This window comes from Candidatus Woesearchaeota archaeon B3_Woes, from assembly GCA_005222965.1.
Lineage (GTDB): Archaea > Nanobdellota > Nanobdellia > Woesearchaeales > B3-WOES > B3-WOES.
On the sequence record NJBG01000001.1, the window covers coordinates 445002 to 460276 of the forward strand.

The following is a 15275-nucleotide window of genomic DNA, read 5'->3' on the forward strand; positions in this document are numbered from 1 at the left end:
TTTACTTTAATTCTAAAATAATCTTTTTGTCCTTAGAATTAACTTCTTTAATGATTTTATGGTCTTTTAACTTTTCTTTAATTTCCTTCCAAGAGTGTTTTTTTGTTGCATTATTTATAGTTTCTAAAATTTCATTTATCAGTTTATGATTATTATATATTTTTTCTGCTTTTTTCTCGTTTTCTTTTATGTTTTTTTCAACATCGTTTGTTTTTTCTTTTTGTTTTAATATAATCTTCTCTATTTTCCCTATCTTTTTCTCATAAATTTTTGTTTTTTCATCTTTAATTATAGAATTTAATGATTTGCTCATTACAAAATCAAGAGCAGAATTATAATTTTCAAATTTTTTACAATCAAGATTGTGATACAACTCCATAGGAAAAGGGATAATATCTAAAGGTTGTTTATTTTTATATATAATACAAGATTCTATTTTCTTTTCTATTAATTTTTTAATTGATTTTATTATTAAATTTGTTTCTTTATCATCAGGTATCATTTTATTTTTATCAACACCAGATAACAAACAAACTTCTTCTGCATAAACTCCACCCAACCCTATCTCGCTTGCTAATTTTTTAACCAATTGTTTTTTTATATTTAGTATTTCTTTTATTGTGCTTTTATCTAATTCAAAAAAATTAACTTTTTTTGGAGGTAAATTATATTTAACATTTGTCTTTAATTCTCTGTCTCTCCATTTGTGCCTCTTTAATAAACATAGGATCTTATTATCATTATCACACAAGATAATGTTTCCTTTATTAAACAATTCCACTATTAAATAATATTTTTCTTCTTTAGTTTCAAACAAAAACTTAATAATTCTCTCGGAATTAACCTGAGTAATTTGTTTTAATCTTGAATTTATCAAATATTTCCTTAGTGTCATACAAAAACCACTTGGTTTTATGGCAGATTTTTTTTCATTTGTTAAATAAATGAGATTAGGCAAAATTCTCAATATCCTTTTTCCTTTTCCTTGAACAAAAAACCGCATTACTAACTCTTCTTTTTCTGGATTTGTAATAGAATCAACTTTAGAGTCAATTAAACATTGAAATTCCTTAATCAAATATCTTATTTCCAATGAACTTATTTCTTTCTTCATTTTATCCTAATATTTTTCACGTTAACTTTTTTACTAGTATCTACTTTAAGAACTTTATGTTTGTTCTCTTTTGCTTCATTTAAACAAATATCAAATATTTCACAATCCAAATTTTCTCTTATTTTAGATTTATTATATTTTCTCTTTTTTAATCTTTTTTCTAATGTTTTCAAATTACATTTGGTTATTATACATAAATCAACATATTTTTTAGGTAAATAATGGCTCAAATGACTATCTATCACTAAATTTTTCTTAGTTTGAACCAATTTAATTAACAATTTGTTTAATTTTTTAACATCAACAACATAACATCTTTTCTTTCTGTCATATTTTTCGTCTAATTTATTGTCTTTTATTAATTTATTGACATCAATATATTCATAAATGAACTGTTTTGACAATTTTTTAGCTAAAGTTGTCTTACCAGTACAAGGTGTTCCTGAAATGCAAATAACAGTCATAGTTTTACACTTATTTGGAAATTATATAAAACTAACGAAAAAATTATATATCTCTTTTGATTAGTATAAATTTATGCTACAAGAAATTTCTCTATCAACGTCAAAAAAACAAGAATTCGTTGACATAACATTAGATATAAATAATATTGTGAAAAAATCCAAGATTAAGGAGGGAATTTGTGTTGTTTACTGTCCACATACAACCACAGGAATAACAATCAATGAAAATGCAGACCCTTCTGTAAAAAAAGACATGATAAAAAAACTATCTCAACTTGTTCCAGAAAATGATGGTTATTCTCATACCGAAGGTAATTCAGATGCCCATATAAACTCTTCAATATTAGGTAATGAAAAATCAATAATTATTAAGAATAATGAACTAATCCTAGGAACATGGCAAGGAATACTATTTTTTGAAGGAGATGGACCAAGAAAAAGAAGAGTATTAGTAAAAATAATTAAATCTTAAAATGGCTTTATGCGATATGTGTGGAAAAGAAACAAGATTAAGAGCAGCACTAATCGAAGGAACTGAACTAAATGTTTGTGAAAAATGTGGTAAGTTTGGAAAAACAATAAGGAAAAATAATTATATTCATCAAACAAAAAAAACAAGAATAAAAGAGAAAGAAATCGAAGAGGAAGTCATAGAGAGAATTGTTAAAGATTATGGTAATTTGATTAAAGATGCTAGAGAAAAAATAAACCTAAAACAAGAGGATTTTGCTAAAAAAATAAACGAAAAGGTTTCATTAATACACAATATAGAATCAGGACACCATGAACCAAATATTAAATTAGCACAAAAAATAGAGAAATTTCTAAAAATTAAATTAATTGAAGAGGGAAAATTAGAAAAAACAGAATTAAAAACAACCAAATCAGAAACATTAACAATTGGGGACTTGATTAAACTAAAAAAATAGAATTATTTTACACACAGCTCTGGTTTTTCTTTATAATTTTTACATATTTCTTGAATTAAATCATCTTTGCCAATTAATTTGTCAAAAACAGAATCTTCTATAACTACAGAAGGTATTTTCGTAATATTATATGTTTGTTTTAATACCCCTACCATGGGTTCGTTTCTGAAATCAGCATCTAAAGAAAATACCAAAAGCCTATCTTTTAATTTTTCTTTTAAATAGCTTAATACAGTTGATTGAGCACCACACTCCACACATTCTTCATTCGAATAAAAATACAATACAGAGACATGTTCTGCTTGACAATTTTCCTTAATCTTTTGATTTAGTAACCAATACCTTATTTGAGCCAAAAGATATCCTCTTTTAAGCTCTGTATAGCTTTTTTTGCTTGTTTCTTGTATGTAAAAATCAACTTTTGATTGGGCCTTTCCTACATCATTTAAACTTGTTTCAAGAATTTTATTAAAAATATGGCAACTTACATTAGTTGCACTTAAATCTAAATAAAGTGATTGTAATTGTAAGCTTTCATAATCTATTTTTTGTTTATAAGATATTTCTTCTAAGTAGTCTGTTCTCTCTGCTGTTAAAGTGTATCCTACTAAGATGCCTATTAAAAAAATAAAAGAAGTTAATATTAAAGATAAAGCAAATCTCCTTTTGCTTATTACTCTCTCATAAGTCCCTTTTACCATCTTTGTATTTTGCCTCTGATTAAATCAAATATAACTCCAATCCATATAACACCAATCATAAAGGGGTAAAGGATAATATAAAAGAATATTGGTTTTTTATTGTGTCTTACTCTTTCGCCAGCTTTATGATGTGCTAAAACTAAAAATATTAAACCCAAGAATAAGATAACTAAACCATAAAACATGGGGGTAAAATTAAGATTAAGGATCGTATAATCTTTCACCCCTTTAGTAAACAAAGGGATAAAGTCGAAGTTTATATGGCTCAAATCATAAATTTTATCTATCAGGGGTTTTAGTAATTTCCAAAAAACCACTATTAAAAACAAAGTAACAGATATAAAAGCCGATATAAAAACCATAGGCATTTGTAAAACACCAAAATCTCCATAAGATCTGTTAAAAATCAATCTTCTATATTTAAAAATATTTATCAGACTTCCCTTGTACCATCTATTTCTTTGTTTATAAAACTCTAAAAATGTACCGGGTGCTTTTGTAAGGATAGATGTTTCAAGGGTTTGAATAATTTCAAAATTTGCTTTTTGTATCCTAATAGCGATTTCCAAATCCTCTACAAGGTTCTTTTCATCAAATCCCCCTAATCCAACAAGCACATCCTTTCTATAAACAGAAAAAGGTCCTGGTGTAACATGTACACAATTTAAACGACTCATGACTCTTTTATAATAAAAATTAATTAAATATTCACAATGTTGTATTTGTCTCACAAGAGTTGATTTATGTTGTACTTCAATAACAGGCAAAACAGCTGCAATATTTTTTTTATAAAAATGAGGGAGCAAAACCTGGAGCGCTTCTTTTTTAACAATAGAATCGGCATCTAAAGGCACAAAAAACTCTCCTTTAGCTCTTCTTAGAGCATTATTCATAGCAACGCCTTTTCCTTGATTTTTTTGGTTGATTAAAGTAATATTTCTATTTTTGTTTTCTTTAATTAGTTTTTCAACAACTTTTTTGGTGTTGTCCTTGCTTCCATCATTGACAACAATTATTTCTATTTTTTCTCTTGGATAATCCAAATCAATAACAGATTGGATTGTTTCTTTTATATTTGATTCTTCATTATAAGCAGGCACACAAATAGTAACAAAAGGGAATTTCTTTAGTTTTCTTGGAGCCAACCTAATTCCCTTTTCATATAATGTTAACAACCAAAAGATTACAAGATATAAAGAAATAAAATACGCTATAAGTATTATTGCTTTAATCATTTTTTACCAAATGTTTTTCCATATTTCTACTTCGTTTTTGTAATACACACTTTTAAATGTTTGGTTATTTCTAAAAGCATACCATAATCCTTCTTTTTTGTCCCATATTTGACCCTTTTTCATCTTCTTATCAATAAATATGTATTTAACATTATATTTATTCATTAGTTTGCCTATTATTTCTGTATTTCTTGAATATAAGATGGTATTCGAATCTTCTAATTTTTGTTTCGCATTATTATAATTAAATAAACCATCTGTTATAACAGGCCTATCTGCCAAGTATTCAATCCAAAATCCTTTGCTATAATGTGAAAAAACAACATCCTCACTATCAGAATTATCATTTAACCATTCTAATGCTTTTTGTATATCTTCATCAGGTTCAGATACAGAAACTCTTCCAATATAAGAGATAGATGAAAACAATAAACCATAGATTAAAAATAATAAAGTGAGTTTTTTTAAAGGTTTTATTTCCCATTTCCCTTTCACAATATATGCAAAAGCAATTCCTGCAAAAATAGAGAAAATAAAGTTAAGATAAATCATAGCATAATTAAAATGATAGCTAATAAATAATAAAAGCAACATTAAAATATAACTATTTTTCAATTTCTGTTTATGCTTCCATGTAAAAGTTATTCCAACAATACCTAAAATTAATGTGAAAATACTTATCCCAACTTCTCCTCCTAAATCAGAAATAAAATCAGTTATTGTATTCCTTCCAACTAATTCTGTTTTAGAAGCAAAACCTCCATAAAAATAAAGAGGGGCATAATAAATCAATGCTAGAATTAATACAAAGGCCAAAATAATGTGGGCCTCTCTTTTTTTTGGAACTCCTATTTCTAGTAAAAATAAGAATAAAAATATGATTACAATAACATTAAGTAAATTAAAGATTGTTGCAATTAAAAAAACTAACAAAGAATATATAAATAATTTATCAGATTTCAAAAAAAGGTATGTACCTAACAATAATAACATTATAGATATACAAAATTCATTTGAAGTACCAAATGTAAATATAAAAGCAGGAGATAGCAACAATACAACAAAAGTAAAAAATCTTTGATAAAGATTTATTTTCAATTTTTTAAGTATCAAATAAAAAAAGATTACTGAAAATAAACCAGTTATTAGTGATATAGCTATTAATGAATTTTCTGGTGTAAAAAAATAGAACAAAGAAGCCAGAACAATATGATATGGTTTTGCAACATAATCTCTCCCATCAATTACTAGGTTATCTCTAAACTTTAATCCTTCTTCTAAAACTGTTTCAGATATTCTCATATCATAATATGATTTTTCTCCTAAAATAATGGGTCTTTCAGAAAGAACTCTTAGAACAGGAACAACAAGTGATGTCATTAATGTTAACAAAACAATGAATATCCACACATTTCTTGTTATAATATATTTTTTTATCATTTTTCTTCTATAACACATAATGTTTTGTATATTTCCACATCTTTATTGATAAATACTCTTTCAAAACAATTTTCTTCTATATAAAATAATTTATCTATTTTATATTCTTCTTTTGCTCTCTTTGAAAAATAAATATACTTTATGTTATATTCGTTCAACAATCTTATTGCTTGTGTTTCGGAGGTTGTTCGATACATTTTATATACGTTTTCTACTCTTTGGTCTATGTCTTCTACAAACATAAAATTAGAATCAATAAAATTTCTTCTTTTTGCAATTGTTGTTATCAAATGACCTTCACTTATAGTTGATAAGATCACCTCTTTCTCGCCTGTGTTCTCGTTTATCCAATTCAGCGCCTCTATCTCTTGATCAGAATATGATTGTTTTATTTTATTTGCAGCTAAAACCAAGGAAGGTATAACTGAGCTTATTAAGATTAATAAGAACAAAGATAGCGTAATTGTAAGTTTTATTTTTTTGTTTCTTGTAAATTTGTACAAAGAAGGATATATTTTTGCAAATAAAAAAGACATCACAAAACCAACAAATATCAAAGCCAAATTTAATTCTATTAATCTTAACCACATCAAAAAGCTTACAACAATTGCAAAGCTTATTAACAGGTATATTTTTTTGTCTTTTTTTTCAAAGATATATTTATATATAGTATATAATCCAAAAGCAAAAGGTAAAATCCCTATTAAATATATTGCTGTTAATATATTTACATCAATAAAATAGTTTTTTAATAATTCTTTTGGGATATTTTGCCATAAAATAACAAAACCATGATTCAAAAATACATTCTTAAAAGATACAAATAAAGTCCATACTATTAAAAATGTTGAAAATAATATTGATTCTACTTCTATTTTAGAGCTTTTAATTTTTTCTAGGAAAAGGAATAGTAAATATATCAACAAAGCAAAAACAAGAAAAATTACAGAAGGTGTTGTGATTCTCAATATCAATAAAGAAGTTATAAAATAAGCAATATATCTTTTTTCTTTATTTATAATTCTAATCATACAATACAATGCAAAAAACAAAATAGGTAATACGAAAGAATAAATGGATATGCTGTTTAATGTTTCAGCAAAAAATATTGGCATAAACCCCGCGATTAAAGCTGTAAAGAATTTGGTTGTTTTATCTTTTGTCAATTGCTCAGCAATCAAATAAGCAAGAATAACCATCAAAGAAGCAAATAAATTAGGAAAAAATTTTCCTACAAAATCTATTGGAAATATAAAGTTTAGAGCAGCAAGAGTATAATAAAATAAAGGAGGAAGATATAATGTTTTCCCACCATAACTTAAGTCATCTTTGGTCATTGGTAAAAAAGTTTCTTTTATATGTTCTACCTGTCTTATGTTATAATACGCTTCATCAGAACTAAATGTTTGTGTTTGAAATGCAAAAAAAAGTCTTGTTCCTAGAACAATAAAAAAGATGATTCCTAAGATGATATATTCTTTTTTCATTAATAAAAGATTATGTTCAGAATTTAAATATTTACTTGTTTTTTAGCAACTTTTATTAAAATAAACATAATTCTCTCTTTTATGAGGGTACCAACTGGGTCTAAAATACTGGACAAGATGCTTGAAGGGGGGTATGAAAAAGATGTTATTACAACAATCTATGGACCAGCAGGTTCAGGAAAAACAGTTTTAGCTATGCTTTGTAGCATAAATATGGCCAGAACAGGCAAAAAAATAATATATATTGATACAGAAAACTCTTTTTCAATAGAAAGGTTGAAACAAATTGCTCCTGATTATAAAAAAATACTTGATAATATTGTTTTTTTAAAACCAATTTCTTTTGAAGAGCAAAAAAAAGATTTTGAAAAATTAAAAGATTTAGTAAATGATAAGATTGGCTTAATTGTAGTAGATACAATAGCTATGTTATATAGACTAGAATTGGGCCAAAACGAGGAAGTCTATGACGTCAATAGAACATTAGGCAAACAAATCTCTTTTTTATCTGAAATTGCTCGTAAAAAAAACATTCCTATTTTGATTACTAACCAGGTTTATTCAAATTTTGAGGACAAAGGAAAGGTAAATATTGTAGGAGGAGATATATTAAAATATGGAAGCAAATGCTTGATTGAGCTTCAAATAACTCCTCAAAACAATAGAAGAGTTATACTAAAAAAACACAGATCACTTTCTCAAGAAAAGAGTATTTATCTAAAGATTGTTCAAACAGGGATAATAGGAACAAGAGAAGAAAGGGGATTTAAATTATTTTAATTTATTCCTCTGTAAAATCTTCAATCTTTTCTTTCATATCTTCTGGTTTTTTAATTAACCCTTTTTTAGTCAAATAGCCACTTGCTAATATCCAGAAAAACAAACCTAAAGATTTCTTTCCTTTATTATTACATGGAACAACTAAATCAATATTATTTGATTGATTGTTTGTATCACACAAAGCAATAATGGGGATTCCTATTTTTATTGAATCTTCTATTACATTTCTATCTGGCCAAGGGTCAGTTACTAAGACTACTTTTGGTTCAATAAAATTATCTAACATAGTATTAGTCAATACTCCAGGAGGATATCTTCCTGCAAAAAAATTACAACCAATTACTTTCCCAAAGGTTTTTACAGATTTCCATGCATTCTCCCTTCTACTAATAACCAAAATATCTTCTGGCTCAAACTGTGACAATAGATTTATTGCTGTTTTTATTCTCTCATCTATTTTTTGTAGATTTAAAACAGATAATCCATCGGGTCTTGTTTTATATATGAATTTAGACATGTATTTTGTCTTAAATTTTGTACCAATATGTATACCTGCCTTTAGATAAGTATCTTGTGCAACTAAAAATTGTTGTTCTTTTGCCATTCTTATTTAACCTCATTATTTTGTTTACCTTTTTTATAACCTCAGGTAACTATGTATATATCTTTTAGCCAAGATAAATACGTCGGTAATATTCAACATAAATTAAGTTCTATTTAAAAAGCTTTTGGTAAAAAGGTAATATAAAAAATAAAAGAAAAAGATATTATTCAATATCTCTCAGTCCTTGTTCTTCAACAGCAAAATTGCATTCACCATCTGCTAGATTAGGGGCATCAACAAGCTTTGCTACTCTTGTTCCTTTTTTACCTTTTCTCAGATAAATTCTAAATGTAGATGCGTGTGCAACTATATGGCCACCAATAGGTGCTGTAGGGTCACCAAAAAACTGATCAGGTTTAGACATAACTTGGTTTGTTACATAAACGCATAAGTTATTCATATCAGCTAATTTGCTAAGAACATGCATGTGTTTGTTTAATTTTTGTTGTCTCTCTGATAATGTCCCTCTTCCTATAAACTCTGCTCTAAAATGTGCAATTAATGAGTCTATAATAACGACCTTGACATTTAAGCCGTTTTTTTTAATCAAGTCTTCTACTTTTTCTGCCAACAACATTTGATGATCTGAATTATATGCTCTAGCAACTTTGATGTTTTTTAAAACTTGTTCAGGATTAAGCCCTGCTCCTTTTGCTAATTGTATTATTCTTTCTGGTCTAAATGTATTTTCAGTATCAATATAAACTGCTACTGCGCTTGGATCTTCTTTTTGACAATTTACAGCTAATAAGTGTCCTACTTGTGTTTTTCCAGATCCAAATTCGCCAAAACATTCTGTTATAGCTCCAGTTTCAAATCCTCCACCCACCAAAGTATCAAAGACTTTGCTTCCGGTGCTTATCCTTGTAACTGTATTTCTTTTTTCTAAGATATCTGCACCAGATTCAAAGCCCATATCAAGATTTGATCTAGCAGATATAATCATTTTTTTAGCAGAAGCTTCTGAAACACCAGTTGCTTCGACTAATTGCCCTGGTGTTGCTACTGCAATGCTCATTAAATCGTTGTAACCTACTGTTGATAATTTTTCAGCTGTAGCTGCACCTACTCCTGGTAAATCAGTTACAGTCATTTCTTTTGTTTTTTCCATTTTTGTTTCTTTTTTAGTTTTTTTGAGTTCTTTAGTTTCTTCTTGTGATAATTCATTATCTATAATTACTTCTTCTTTTGTGTCTGTCTGTGCATCTATATTAGCATTTGGTTTTGATAATTTAAGTTTTTGCATTTTTATCACCTTTTTACATTACTATTTCTTCAACATCAATTTCCCCAGTAGGGGAAGCATCTTGCTCTTTTATAACAAGATACTCATAAGCTTTGTTTAAGACTAAAGAAGCTTTAGGTAAGTCATTTAATCTTAAAGAATTAGTAGACTTCCAAGTGCCGTCTTTATCAGTATATCTCCTTTGTAGAGTTATGGTTCTAAACTCCACTTGGCTTCCATCCTTTTTGGATGTTCCACTATTTTTCCACACAGTTGCGCTTATAGCACCTGTGCTAAACTTTTTTTCTGGCTTATTGCCAGCCTTTTCTGTATTTTCCATACAAACCACCTCTTGCTTTCGCGTTTTATTTCAAACTTCCCTTAATTATGAGCTAGTCAATGACTGCTCCAGGAAGCGAGGTCTGATGTTATTCAAAACATCTTAACTATAGTAAAGTATAGCTTATTTATATATGTTAGGTGTACATGGCAAATGGCAAGTGGTTTCTTATAAAGTTACTAAGAAATACACATCAGCAATTATCAACACAATAAATAGTATTGTTTCTGTTAAAGAACCAGTTTTAATGAATCCTTTTAATCTCTTTTTTAGAGGCCAAACCAACCGAACTCCTCTGACTGTAAAACAATCCAACAACAAATGGCTTAAATAACCAAAAGAAACAGATATTGCAACGTCTATATTTATCATAAATAACAAAAGATAAAGGATTATTGGTAAAAATATTGAATGCATTATTCCCCTATGACTAAAGAAAAACTTGATTAACAATGCTAAAGGTTTTACTTTTTGTGAAACTTTACTTTTTAATTCATCAATATCTGGTGCAAGACCAAAAATCATAAACAATACAATAAATAATATTTGATTTTGGATATCTAAATATTTGATAAGTAAAACTCCCATTAAGAAAGAAAATGCTAGATGTGTATAATATCTCATTCTACTTTTGCTAATCTTTCGATTTCTTCTTTTGGATCTGGATTTAAATCAACATCATTTGCTACAAATTCTAATCTATCGAACATTGTGTTTTTAGTTACCCTTCCGGTAATCTTTATTTGTTTTCCTAATAAATCGTTCTTCACAACTTCAAATTCCTGTGGGTTTGTTTTATAGTTTAGTAGTTGTTCTTTTGATTGACTAACTAATTTTTCAACCTGGTCTCTAAAAAACACAGCCCTTATTGTTTCTGTTCCATCATCCAAAACAATATTCATTACATAAGAATAATCAGGATTCACATTTTTGTGTTCCTGACAAACAAAATTTCCTTCAAATGGTTTTGCTCTTTTTCCACAATCAGGACAAACCTCAAAAAATTTTGGTTCAAAACTTTGAACAACTGTTCCAAATAAAGTAACATTGCTGCTCTTTTCATCTAAATCAACTATATTTTTTCTTGATGGGTCTGGTCTAGCAGTCTCTACTATAGTTCCAATTGTTTCTCCTTCTGGATTTACAGTAAGTGTACTTTTATCATTCATGTGAATTTCTTTTAAGTTATTGTTTTCTCTCGCATATCCTGATTTTACCCTTATAACGTCTCCATCTTCAAATTGGGACATTTCATCAGCTTTAGAACCCCAACAAACTACCCTTATTGTTCCTGTTTCATCTCCAATGATAAAACTTCCAACCTTTCCTTCTCTTCCATTGGTATTAAACTCTCTTACATCAAATTTTCTTGTAACCTTTCCAACCGTTTCAATATCCCTCATACCAGAAAGGATGTTTTTGATTTGTAATTTTCCAGAAGTCTGTTCAAATAACTTAATTCCTAATTCATTTGCAACAATATAGGCTGCACCCTCTTTGCTCACTAAGCCAGATAATTGATCTAACTTAGTATCAATTTTACTTTTAATCTCTTCCTCAGAAAGGTTTGATTTTTCTTTTATTTTTGCAATTGCATCATCTAAAGGCATTGATATCATTAATAACCACCAATAAAAGAAATTGGGTTTTCATTTATATATATTTAGGTTTTGAAAAATAATAATAAATTAAGTTAATGGTATTTCTCCCTTCTCAAAAACAGAACCAGTGTATAATCTGGCCTCTTCAGTATCCATAGTTGATTTTCCTTCTTCAGTTATATAACTCCACCCATCATGATACGCTCTTATTACTATTAAAACATTATCTGGTTTACCTGAATTTCTTAAATACTCTCTTGTTTTCTTAAAATAGAGGGCTCCTGCATAAATTTGCATATTTATATGTTCTCTTTCTTTGCTAGTAGATATTTCATTGTAAAAATAACTAGTATTATACTCATTAAAAGAAATTTTATATTCTTTTAAAGAAGGATATTTTTTTATTAAATCAGGATAGATATCTTTAACAGCTTCATGAAACATTTGCATTGCTCCATGTGCTCTTCCATCATATGCCTTATTCAAATATATTCCAAAATCAGATTCGGTTCCAAGAAGACCTAGTATAACTTTATAATTAACATCTAGTTCTTTTGCTATATCATAAACATCTTTTAAATATATGTTTCCCTTTATTTCATTATCATTTGGTATTGGTGTTTCTCTTGAAAATCCAAATTTAATTTTTTCAAATGCCTCTTCAGGAATATAATAAGTTGTAATGCTTATATCTTTCCAATCTTTTTCAATAGTATTGGGTAAATCTTCTTCATTTTTCAAGAAATAAGCAAAGTTAATATGTACTTTTCTTTTTAATAATCCTTGAAGAGTATAAATCCACACTTCTTTATTACTTGTAACATCAAATAAAGCAAAATCATTTTCAAATTCTATAGACCATTTCCTAGATAACCCTTTAAAATATATTTGTGCTTCAATACATTCTCTAATGTTTTCTACATCTTTACACCAATTAAATATAGATTTTGCTTCATTAACAGATTCTTGGAAATCATCAAAATTCGCATCTATTGCAAAAGAAGGGACGAACAAATAACTTCCAATTTTATCATTATTTTGGTTTATTATATCTAAAGATATATCTTTTATTGGCTCTCCAATAATCTTGTCCTCTTTTATTGTTAAAAAATAATTATCATCTGAGAAAATATTCTCTTCTGGATAATTTGTAAGATAGTTATTTAACTCTTTTTCAAACAATAATTTAAAGTTTAAGACAAGTTCTGGGTAACACTTTTTATCTTTTGTCTCCCAAATTGAATGTATTTTATATCTTCCGCAACCGGTTTCTTGAAAAAATCCTCCTCGCTGACCAAATAAATAAAGAGACTGATCAACAGAATTTTTAGCTGATTGATCTATGTAAAACAAAATGTTTTCTGATTCCTGGGCAGTTTCTAAAAGTTTTAACTGAGTTAAACCAATATTTTTATTTTCTCCTTTGATTTCATTTAATTGTGAAAACAAGAATAGTAAAGCTAGAGGAACAACAACTAATGCTAACAAAACAGCAAAATCTAATCCTTTTTTATTTGTTTTAAGCTTGTTTAAAATATTAAAAATTCTATATTTCTCTGAATTTTTATTTTTTATAAATTGATAGTTCAACTTCTATTGCCTCCTTGGTATACGATGGAATTAGAGTGGATGCTTCATACTTCTTCTTTCCTTTCAATATTCCTTGAATAAAATTGTAATTTCCGGCTTTTTTGGTATTTTCAATAGAAAGATGCCAAATATAATTCTCTCCATAATAAGCCACTATAAAAATAGTTATATGTTTTTCCAAAGTGTAATATTCATCAGAAAGATAAGATTGTATAATCATATCTGATATTGCTCCGTCTGCTGTTTCTGTTCTTAATAAATTTAATAATAAAATATTATTATCTATGTTTTTTGGAATCTCTTTTACAGCAAAATTAATAGGTTTAAATACTTCACCATAAGCACTATAAAAAACAGTTATCTCTAATGTGATAATAGCTATAGACAATAACAATGTTAAAGCCTTTCCTATCCCTTTTTTATCCATTTTTAATCAGGATACCTCTTTTTATGATATGCTAAATCAATTGTAAGTTTTGCTTGTTTAAATTCTTCTTCTGATTTTACTAAAACATAATATTCATTTACAACTCTATAAAATATTTTAGAAATATCATATCCTTCTTCATTATAATAAATGATTGCGTCTTGTTTTGTTTCATCAAAATAATCTAATTGTATTTTAATTCCAAATTCTTTTCCTATATAATTTTCTCTGTCAAGAGCTGTTTGTAATGTTTGTTCATTAAATTTCAAAGGATCCATAATTCCAGTAAATAATCTTCCATGAATATCATCTCCATAAGATAAGGCATTAATAACTCTCTTTGAATAAGTATAATATTCAAGATTATGTGTAGAAGTTGTTTGGGATAATAGGGTATTTGCAGATGTGGCTATAATAATCACTACAACAGCTGTCAAAGGTAAATAAAAAAACCAGTAAATCAAATCTTCTGATTTCCCTCTCTTATTTTTCAAAAGTTTATTCATTTTCAAAATATTCTATTAAACCTTTATTTATTATATTTACAACGTTTTTTGGATAGTTTCTTGGTAAAATTATGGATAATGATGCTTCTTTTCCTTTAAACTGGAAATAAGATTTATCTATAGGAATTGTATTCACAGATTTGATATTGGTTGCAAAAAGATTTGAAATAGAGCAAGACAATGTCTTACTGGATTTACTGAGAGTATGATAAAATATTTTAAGTTCATCATCATTTTGTGAGGTTTTTAATTCAATTACAATATCAATATTATTTCTTATTTCATCAAAAGTATCAGCAGAAATATAAAAGGAATCATGATTTGGATGCTGTGCTTCTAATGAATCTGTTATTTCCCTTAAAGATTCATCTGAAACCAAAAGGAAAGATGTAGATTCTAGACTTTTTGTTGGTTTCAAACTTGGACAAACAACAATATTTTCATTAAATTCTATATTATCTTTATAATCAACTTCGAATTTATTTCCTTGTTTCAAAAAAGCGATTGAAACAGGAAATTCTCCTAATGTTTTTAATAATAAAGGAGAATTTTTATCATCTATAAAATAACTAGATAAAGGTAATTTGTCTTTTTCATAAACATTTACTACATTATCATTAAATTGGAAGCTGAAATTTTTTGTGTCTTGTGCATATTTTAAAAAAACAGTTCCGGGCATGCTTTGTATAGTGTCAATAATCAAAGAAAGATCTGTTGATAAAAATTGTTTATCAAAATCTGTTTTGTCTTTCATTGTTGATATCATAGAAAAAAGCAGAAGACCCACAACCCCCAAAGCCAATACTGTATGAAAAACAGGATCCATCATAAT

Annotated in this window: 18 protein-coding genes; 3 read left to right on the plus strand and 15 right to left on the minus strand. The window is 27.3% G+C overall.

Going from position 1 to position 15275, the window contains the following annotated elements; translation table 11 throughout:
• Window position 1: 1 nt before the first annotated feature.
• The gene (locus tag CEE44_02380) at window positions 2-1114 is read right to left on the minus strand and encodes a hypothetical protein (GenBank protein TKJ17358.1); all 1113 of its coding nucleotides are present in this window, start codon (window positions 1112-1114) and stop codon (window positions 2-4) included.
• A complete protein-coding gene (locus CEE44_02385; GenBank protein ID TKJ17359.1) occupies window positions 1111-1578 on the minus strand; it encodes a kinase in 468 nt (155 codons plus the stop codon). The genes CEE44_02380 and CEE44_02385 overlap by 4 nt, the downstream gene beginning before the upstream one ends.
• A gap of 73 nt (window positions 1579-1651) precedes the next feature.
• On the opposite strand from CEE44_02385, the gene CEE44_02390 reads away from it, so the two are divergent.
• Both CEE44_02390 and CEE44_02395 read left to right on the plus strand, forming a co-directional pair.
• On the plus strand, window positions 1652-2050 hold the full coding sequence (locus CEE44_02390) for a hypothetical protein (GenBank protein ID TKJ17360.1): 399 nt from the start codon (window positions 1652-1654) through the stop codon (window positions 2048-2050).
• A 1-nt stretch (window position 2051) separates the two neighbouring features.
• Entirely contained in the window at window positions 2052-2507 is a 456-nt protein-coding gene (locus CEE44_02395; GenBank protein TKJ17361.1) for a TIGR00270 family protein, read from the plus strand.
• Between the two features lie 2 nt (window positions 2508-2509).
• On the opposite strand, the gene CEE44_02400 is transcribed toward CEE44_02395, so the two are convergent.
• The 4 genes from CEE44_02400 to CEE44_02415 are packed head-to-tail and all read right to left on the minus strand — an operon-like array spanning window position 2510 to window position 7370.
• Window positions 2510-3208 (minus strand): hypothetical protein, encoded by a 699-nt coding sequence (locus CEE44_02400; GenBank protein ID TKJ17362.1) that lies wholly within the window; start codon window positions 3206-3208, stop codon window positions 2510-2512.
• Entirely contained in the window at window positions 3202-4443 is a 1242-nt protein-coding gene (locus CEE44_02405; protein TKJ17363.1) for a hypothetical protein, read from the minus strand. Before CEE44_02405 ends, CEE44_02400 begins: the two co-directional genes overlap by 7 nt.
• A gap of 3 nt (window positions 4444-4446) precedes the next feature.
• A complete protein-coding gene (locus CEE44_02410) occupies window positions 4447-5901 on the minus strand; it encodes a hypothetical protein (protein TKJ17364.1) in 1455 nt (484 codons plus the stop codon).
• Window positions 5880-7370: a hypothetical protein gene (locus CEE44_02415; GenBank protein TKJ17365.1), complete on the minus strand. Its 1491-nt coding sequence runs from the start codon at window positions 7368-7370 to the stop codon at window positions 5880-5882. The genes CEE44_02410 and CEE44_02415 overlap by 22 nt, the downstream gene beginning before the upstream one ends.
• 81 nt (window positions 7371-7451) lie before the next feature.
• On the opposite strand from CEE44_02415, the gene radB reads away from it, so the two are divergent.
• Window positions 7452-8150: a DNA repair and recombination protein RadB gene (gene radB, locus CEE44_02420; GenBank protein ID TKJ17366.1), complete on the plus strand. Its 699-nt coding sequence runs from the start codon at window positions 7452-7454 to the stop codon at window positions 8148-8150.
• 1 nt (window position 8151) lies between these two features.
• Here the strand turns inward: radB and CEE44_02425 are convergent, their stop codons facing one another.
• The 9 genes from CEE44_02425 to CEE44_02465 form a co-directional block, all read right to left on the minus strand.
• A complete protein-coding gene (locus CEE44_02425; protein ID TKJ17367.1) occupies window positions 8152-8754 on the minus strand; it encodes a 30S ribosomal protein S2 in 603 nt (200 codons plus the stop codon).
• A gap of 163 nt (window positions 8755-8917) precedes the next feature.
• Window positions 8918-9865 carry a DNA repair and recombination protein RadA gene (locus CEE44_02430; protein ID TKJ17937.1) on the minus strand — a complete coding sequence of 316 codons (948 nt, stop codon included), beginning with the start codon at window positions 9863-9865 and terminating at the stop codon, window positions 8918-8920.
• 148 nt (window positions 9866-10013) lie between these two features.
• Window positions 10014-10319, minus strand: a complete 306-nt coding sequence (locus CEE44_02435) for a hypothetical protein (protein ID TKJ17368.1) — start codon at window positions 10317-10319, stop codon at window positions 10014-10016.
• Window positions 10320-10487: 168 nt separating this feature from the next.
• Window positions 10488-10943, minus strand: coding sequence for a hypothetical protein (locus CEE44_02440; GenBank protein TKJ17369.1), 456 nt, complete (start codon window positions 10941-10943; stop codon window positions 10488-10490).
• Window positions 10940-11938: a hypothetical protein gene (locus CEE44_02445; protein ID TKJ17370.1), complete on the minus strand. Its 999-nt coding sequence runs from the start codon at window positions 11936-11938 to the stop codon at window positions 10940-10942. The genes CEE44_02440 and CEE44_02445 overlap by 4 nt, the downstream gene beginning before the upstream one ends.
• A gap of 69 nt (window positions 11939-12007) precedes the next feature.
• Window positions 12008-13510, minus strand: coding sequence for a hypothetical protein (locus tag CEE44_02450; GenBank protein ID TKJ17371.1), 1503 nt, complete (start codon window positions 13508-13510; stop codon window positions 12008-12010).
• On the minus strand, window positions 13485-13937 hold the full coding sequence (locus CEE44_02455; protein ID TKJ17372.1) for a hypothetical protein: 453 nt from the start codon (window positions 13935-13937) through the stop codon (window positions 13485-13487). Before CEE44_02455 ends, CEE44_02450 begins: the two co-directional genes overlap by 26 nt.
• A gap of 2 nt (window positions 13938-13939) precedes the next feature.
• Window positions 13940-14443 carry a hypothetical protein gene (locus CEE44_02460; protein TKJ17373.1) on the minus strand — a complete coding sequence of 168 codons (504 nt, stop codon included), beginning with the start codon at window positions 14441-14443 and terminating at the stop codon, window positions 13940-13942.
• The gene (locus CEE44_02465; protein TKJ17374.1) at window positions 14436-15269 is read right to left on the minus strand and encodes a hypothetical protein; all 834 of its coding nucleotides are present in this window, start codon (window positions 15267-15269) and stop codon (window positions 14436-14438) included. The genes CEE44_02460 and CEE44_02465 overlap by 8 nt, the downstream gene beginning before the upstream one ends.
• Window positions 15270-15275: the final 6 nt, after the last annotated feature.

Excerpts from the sequence above, each read along its gene's own strand:
- CEE44_02380 (TKJ17358.1), bottom strand. The coding sequence starts at position 1,114 with ATGAAGAAAGAAATAAGTTCATTGGAAATAAGATATTTGATTAAGGAA.
- CEE44_02385 (TKJ17359.1), bottom strand. The coding sequence starts at position 1,578 with ATGACTGTTATTTGCATTTCAGGAACACCTTGTACTGGTAAGACAACT.
- CEE44_02390 (TKJ17360.1), top strand. The coding sequence starts at position 1,652 with ATGCTACAAGAAATTTCTCTATCAACGTCAAAAAAACAAGAATTCGTT.
- CEE44_02395 (TKJ17361.1), top strand. The coding sequence starts at position 2,052 with ATGGCTTTATGCGATATGTGTGGAAAAGAAACAAGATTAAGAGCAGCA.
- CEE44_02400 (TKJ17362.1), bottom strand. The coding sequence starts at position 3,208 with ATGGTAAAAGGGACTTATGAGAGAGTAATAAGCAAAAGGAGATTTGCT.
- CEE44_02405 (TKJ17363.1), bottom strand. The coding sequence starts at position 4,443 with ATGATTAAAGCAATAATACTTATAGCGTATTTTATTTCTTTATATCTT.
- CEE44_02410 (TKJ17364.1), bottom strand. The coding sequence starts at position 5,901 with ATGTGTTATAGAAGAAAAATGATAAAAAAATATATTATAACAAGAAAT.
- CEE44_02415 (TKJ17365.1), bottom strand. The coding sequence starts at position 7,370 with ATGAAAAAAGAATATATCATCTTAGGAATCATCTTTTTTATTGTTCTA.
- radB (TKJ17366.1), top strand. The coding sequence starts at position 7,452 with ATGAGGGTACCAACTGGGTCTAAAATACTGGACAAGATGCTTGAAGGG.
- CEE44_02425 (TKJ17367.1), bottom strand. The coding sequence starts at position 8,754 with ATGGCAAAAGAACAACAATTTTTAGTTGCACAAGATACTTATCTAAAG.
- CEE44_02430 (TKJ17937.1), bottom strand. The coding sequence starts at position 9,865 with ATGGAAAAAACAAAAGAAATGACTGTAACTGATTTACCAGGAGTAGGT.
- CEE44_02435 (TKJ17368.1), bottom strand. The coding sequence starts at position 10,319 with ATGGAAAATACAGAAAAGGCTGGCAATAAGCCAGAAAAAAAGTTTAGC.
- CEE44_02440 (TKJ17369.1), bottom strand. The coding sequence starts at position 10,943 with ATGAGATATTATACACATCTAGCATTTTCTTTCTTAATGGGAGTTTTA.
- CEE44_02445 (TKJ17370.1), bottom strand. The coding sequence starts at position 11,938 with ATGATATCAATGCCTTTAGATGATGCAATTGCAAAAATAAAAGAAAAA.
- CEE44_02455 (TKJ17372.1), bottom strand. The coding sequence starts at position 13,937 with ATGGATAAAAAAGGGATAGGAAAGGCTTTAACATTGTTATTGTCTATA.
- CEE44_02460 (TKJ17373.1), bottom strand. The coding sequence starts at position 14,443 with ATGAATAAACTTTTGAAAAATAAGAGAGGGAAATCAGAAGATTTGATT.
- CEE44_02465 (TKJ17374.1), bottom strand. The coding sequence starts at position 15,269 with ATGGATCCTGTTTTTCATACAGTATTGGCTTTGGGGGTTGTGGGTCTT.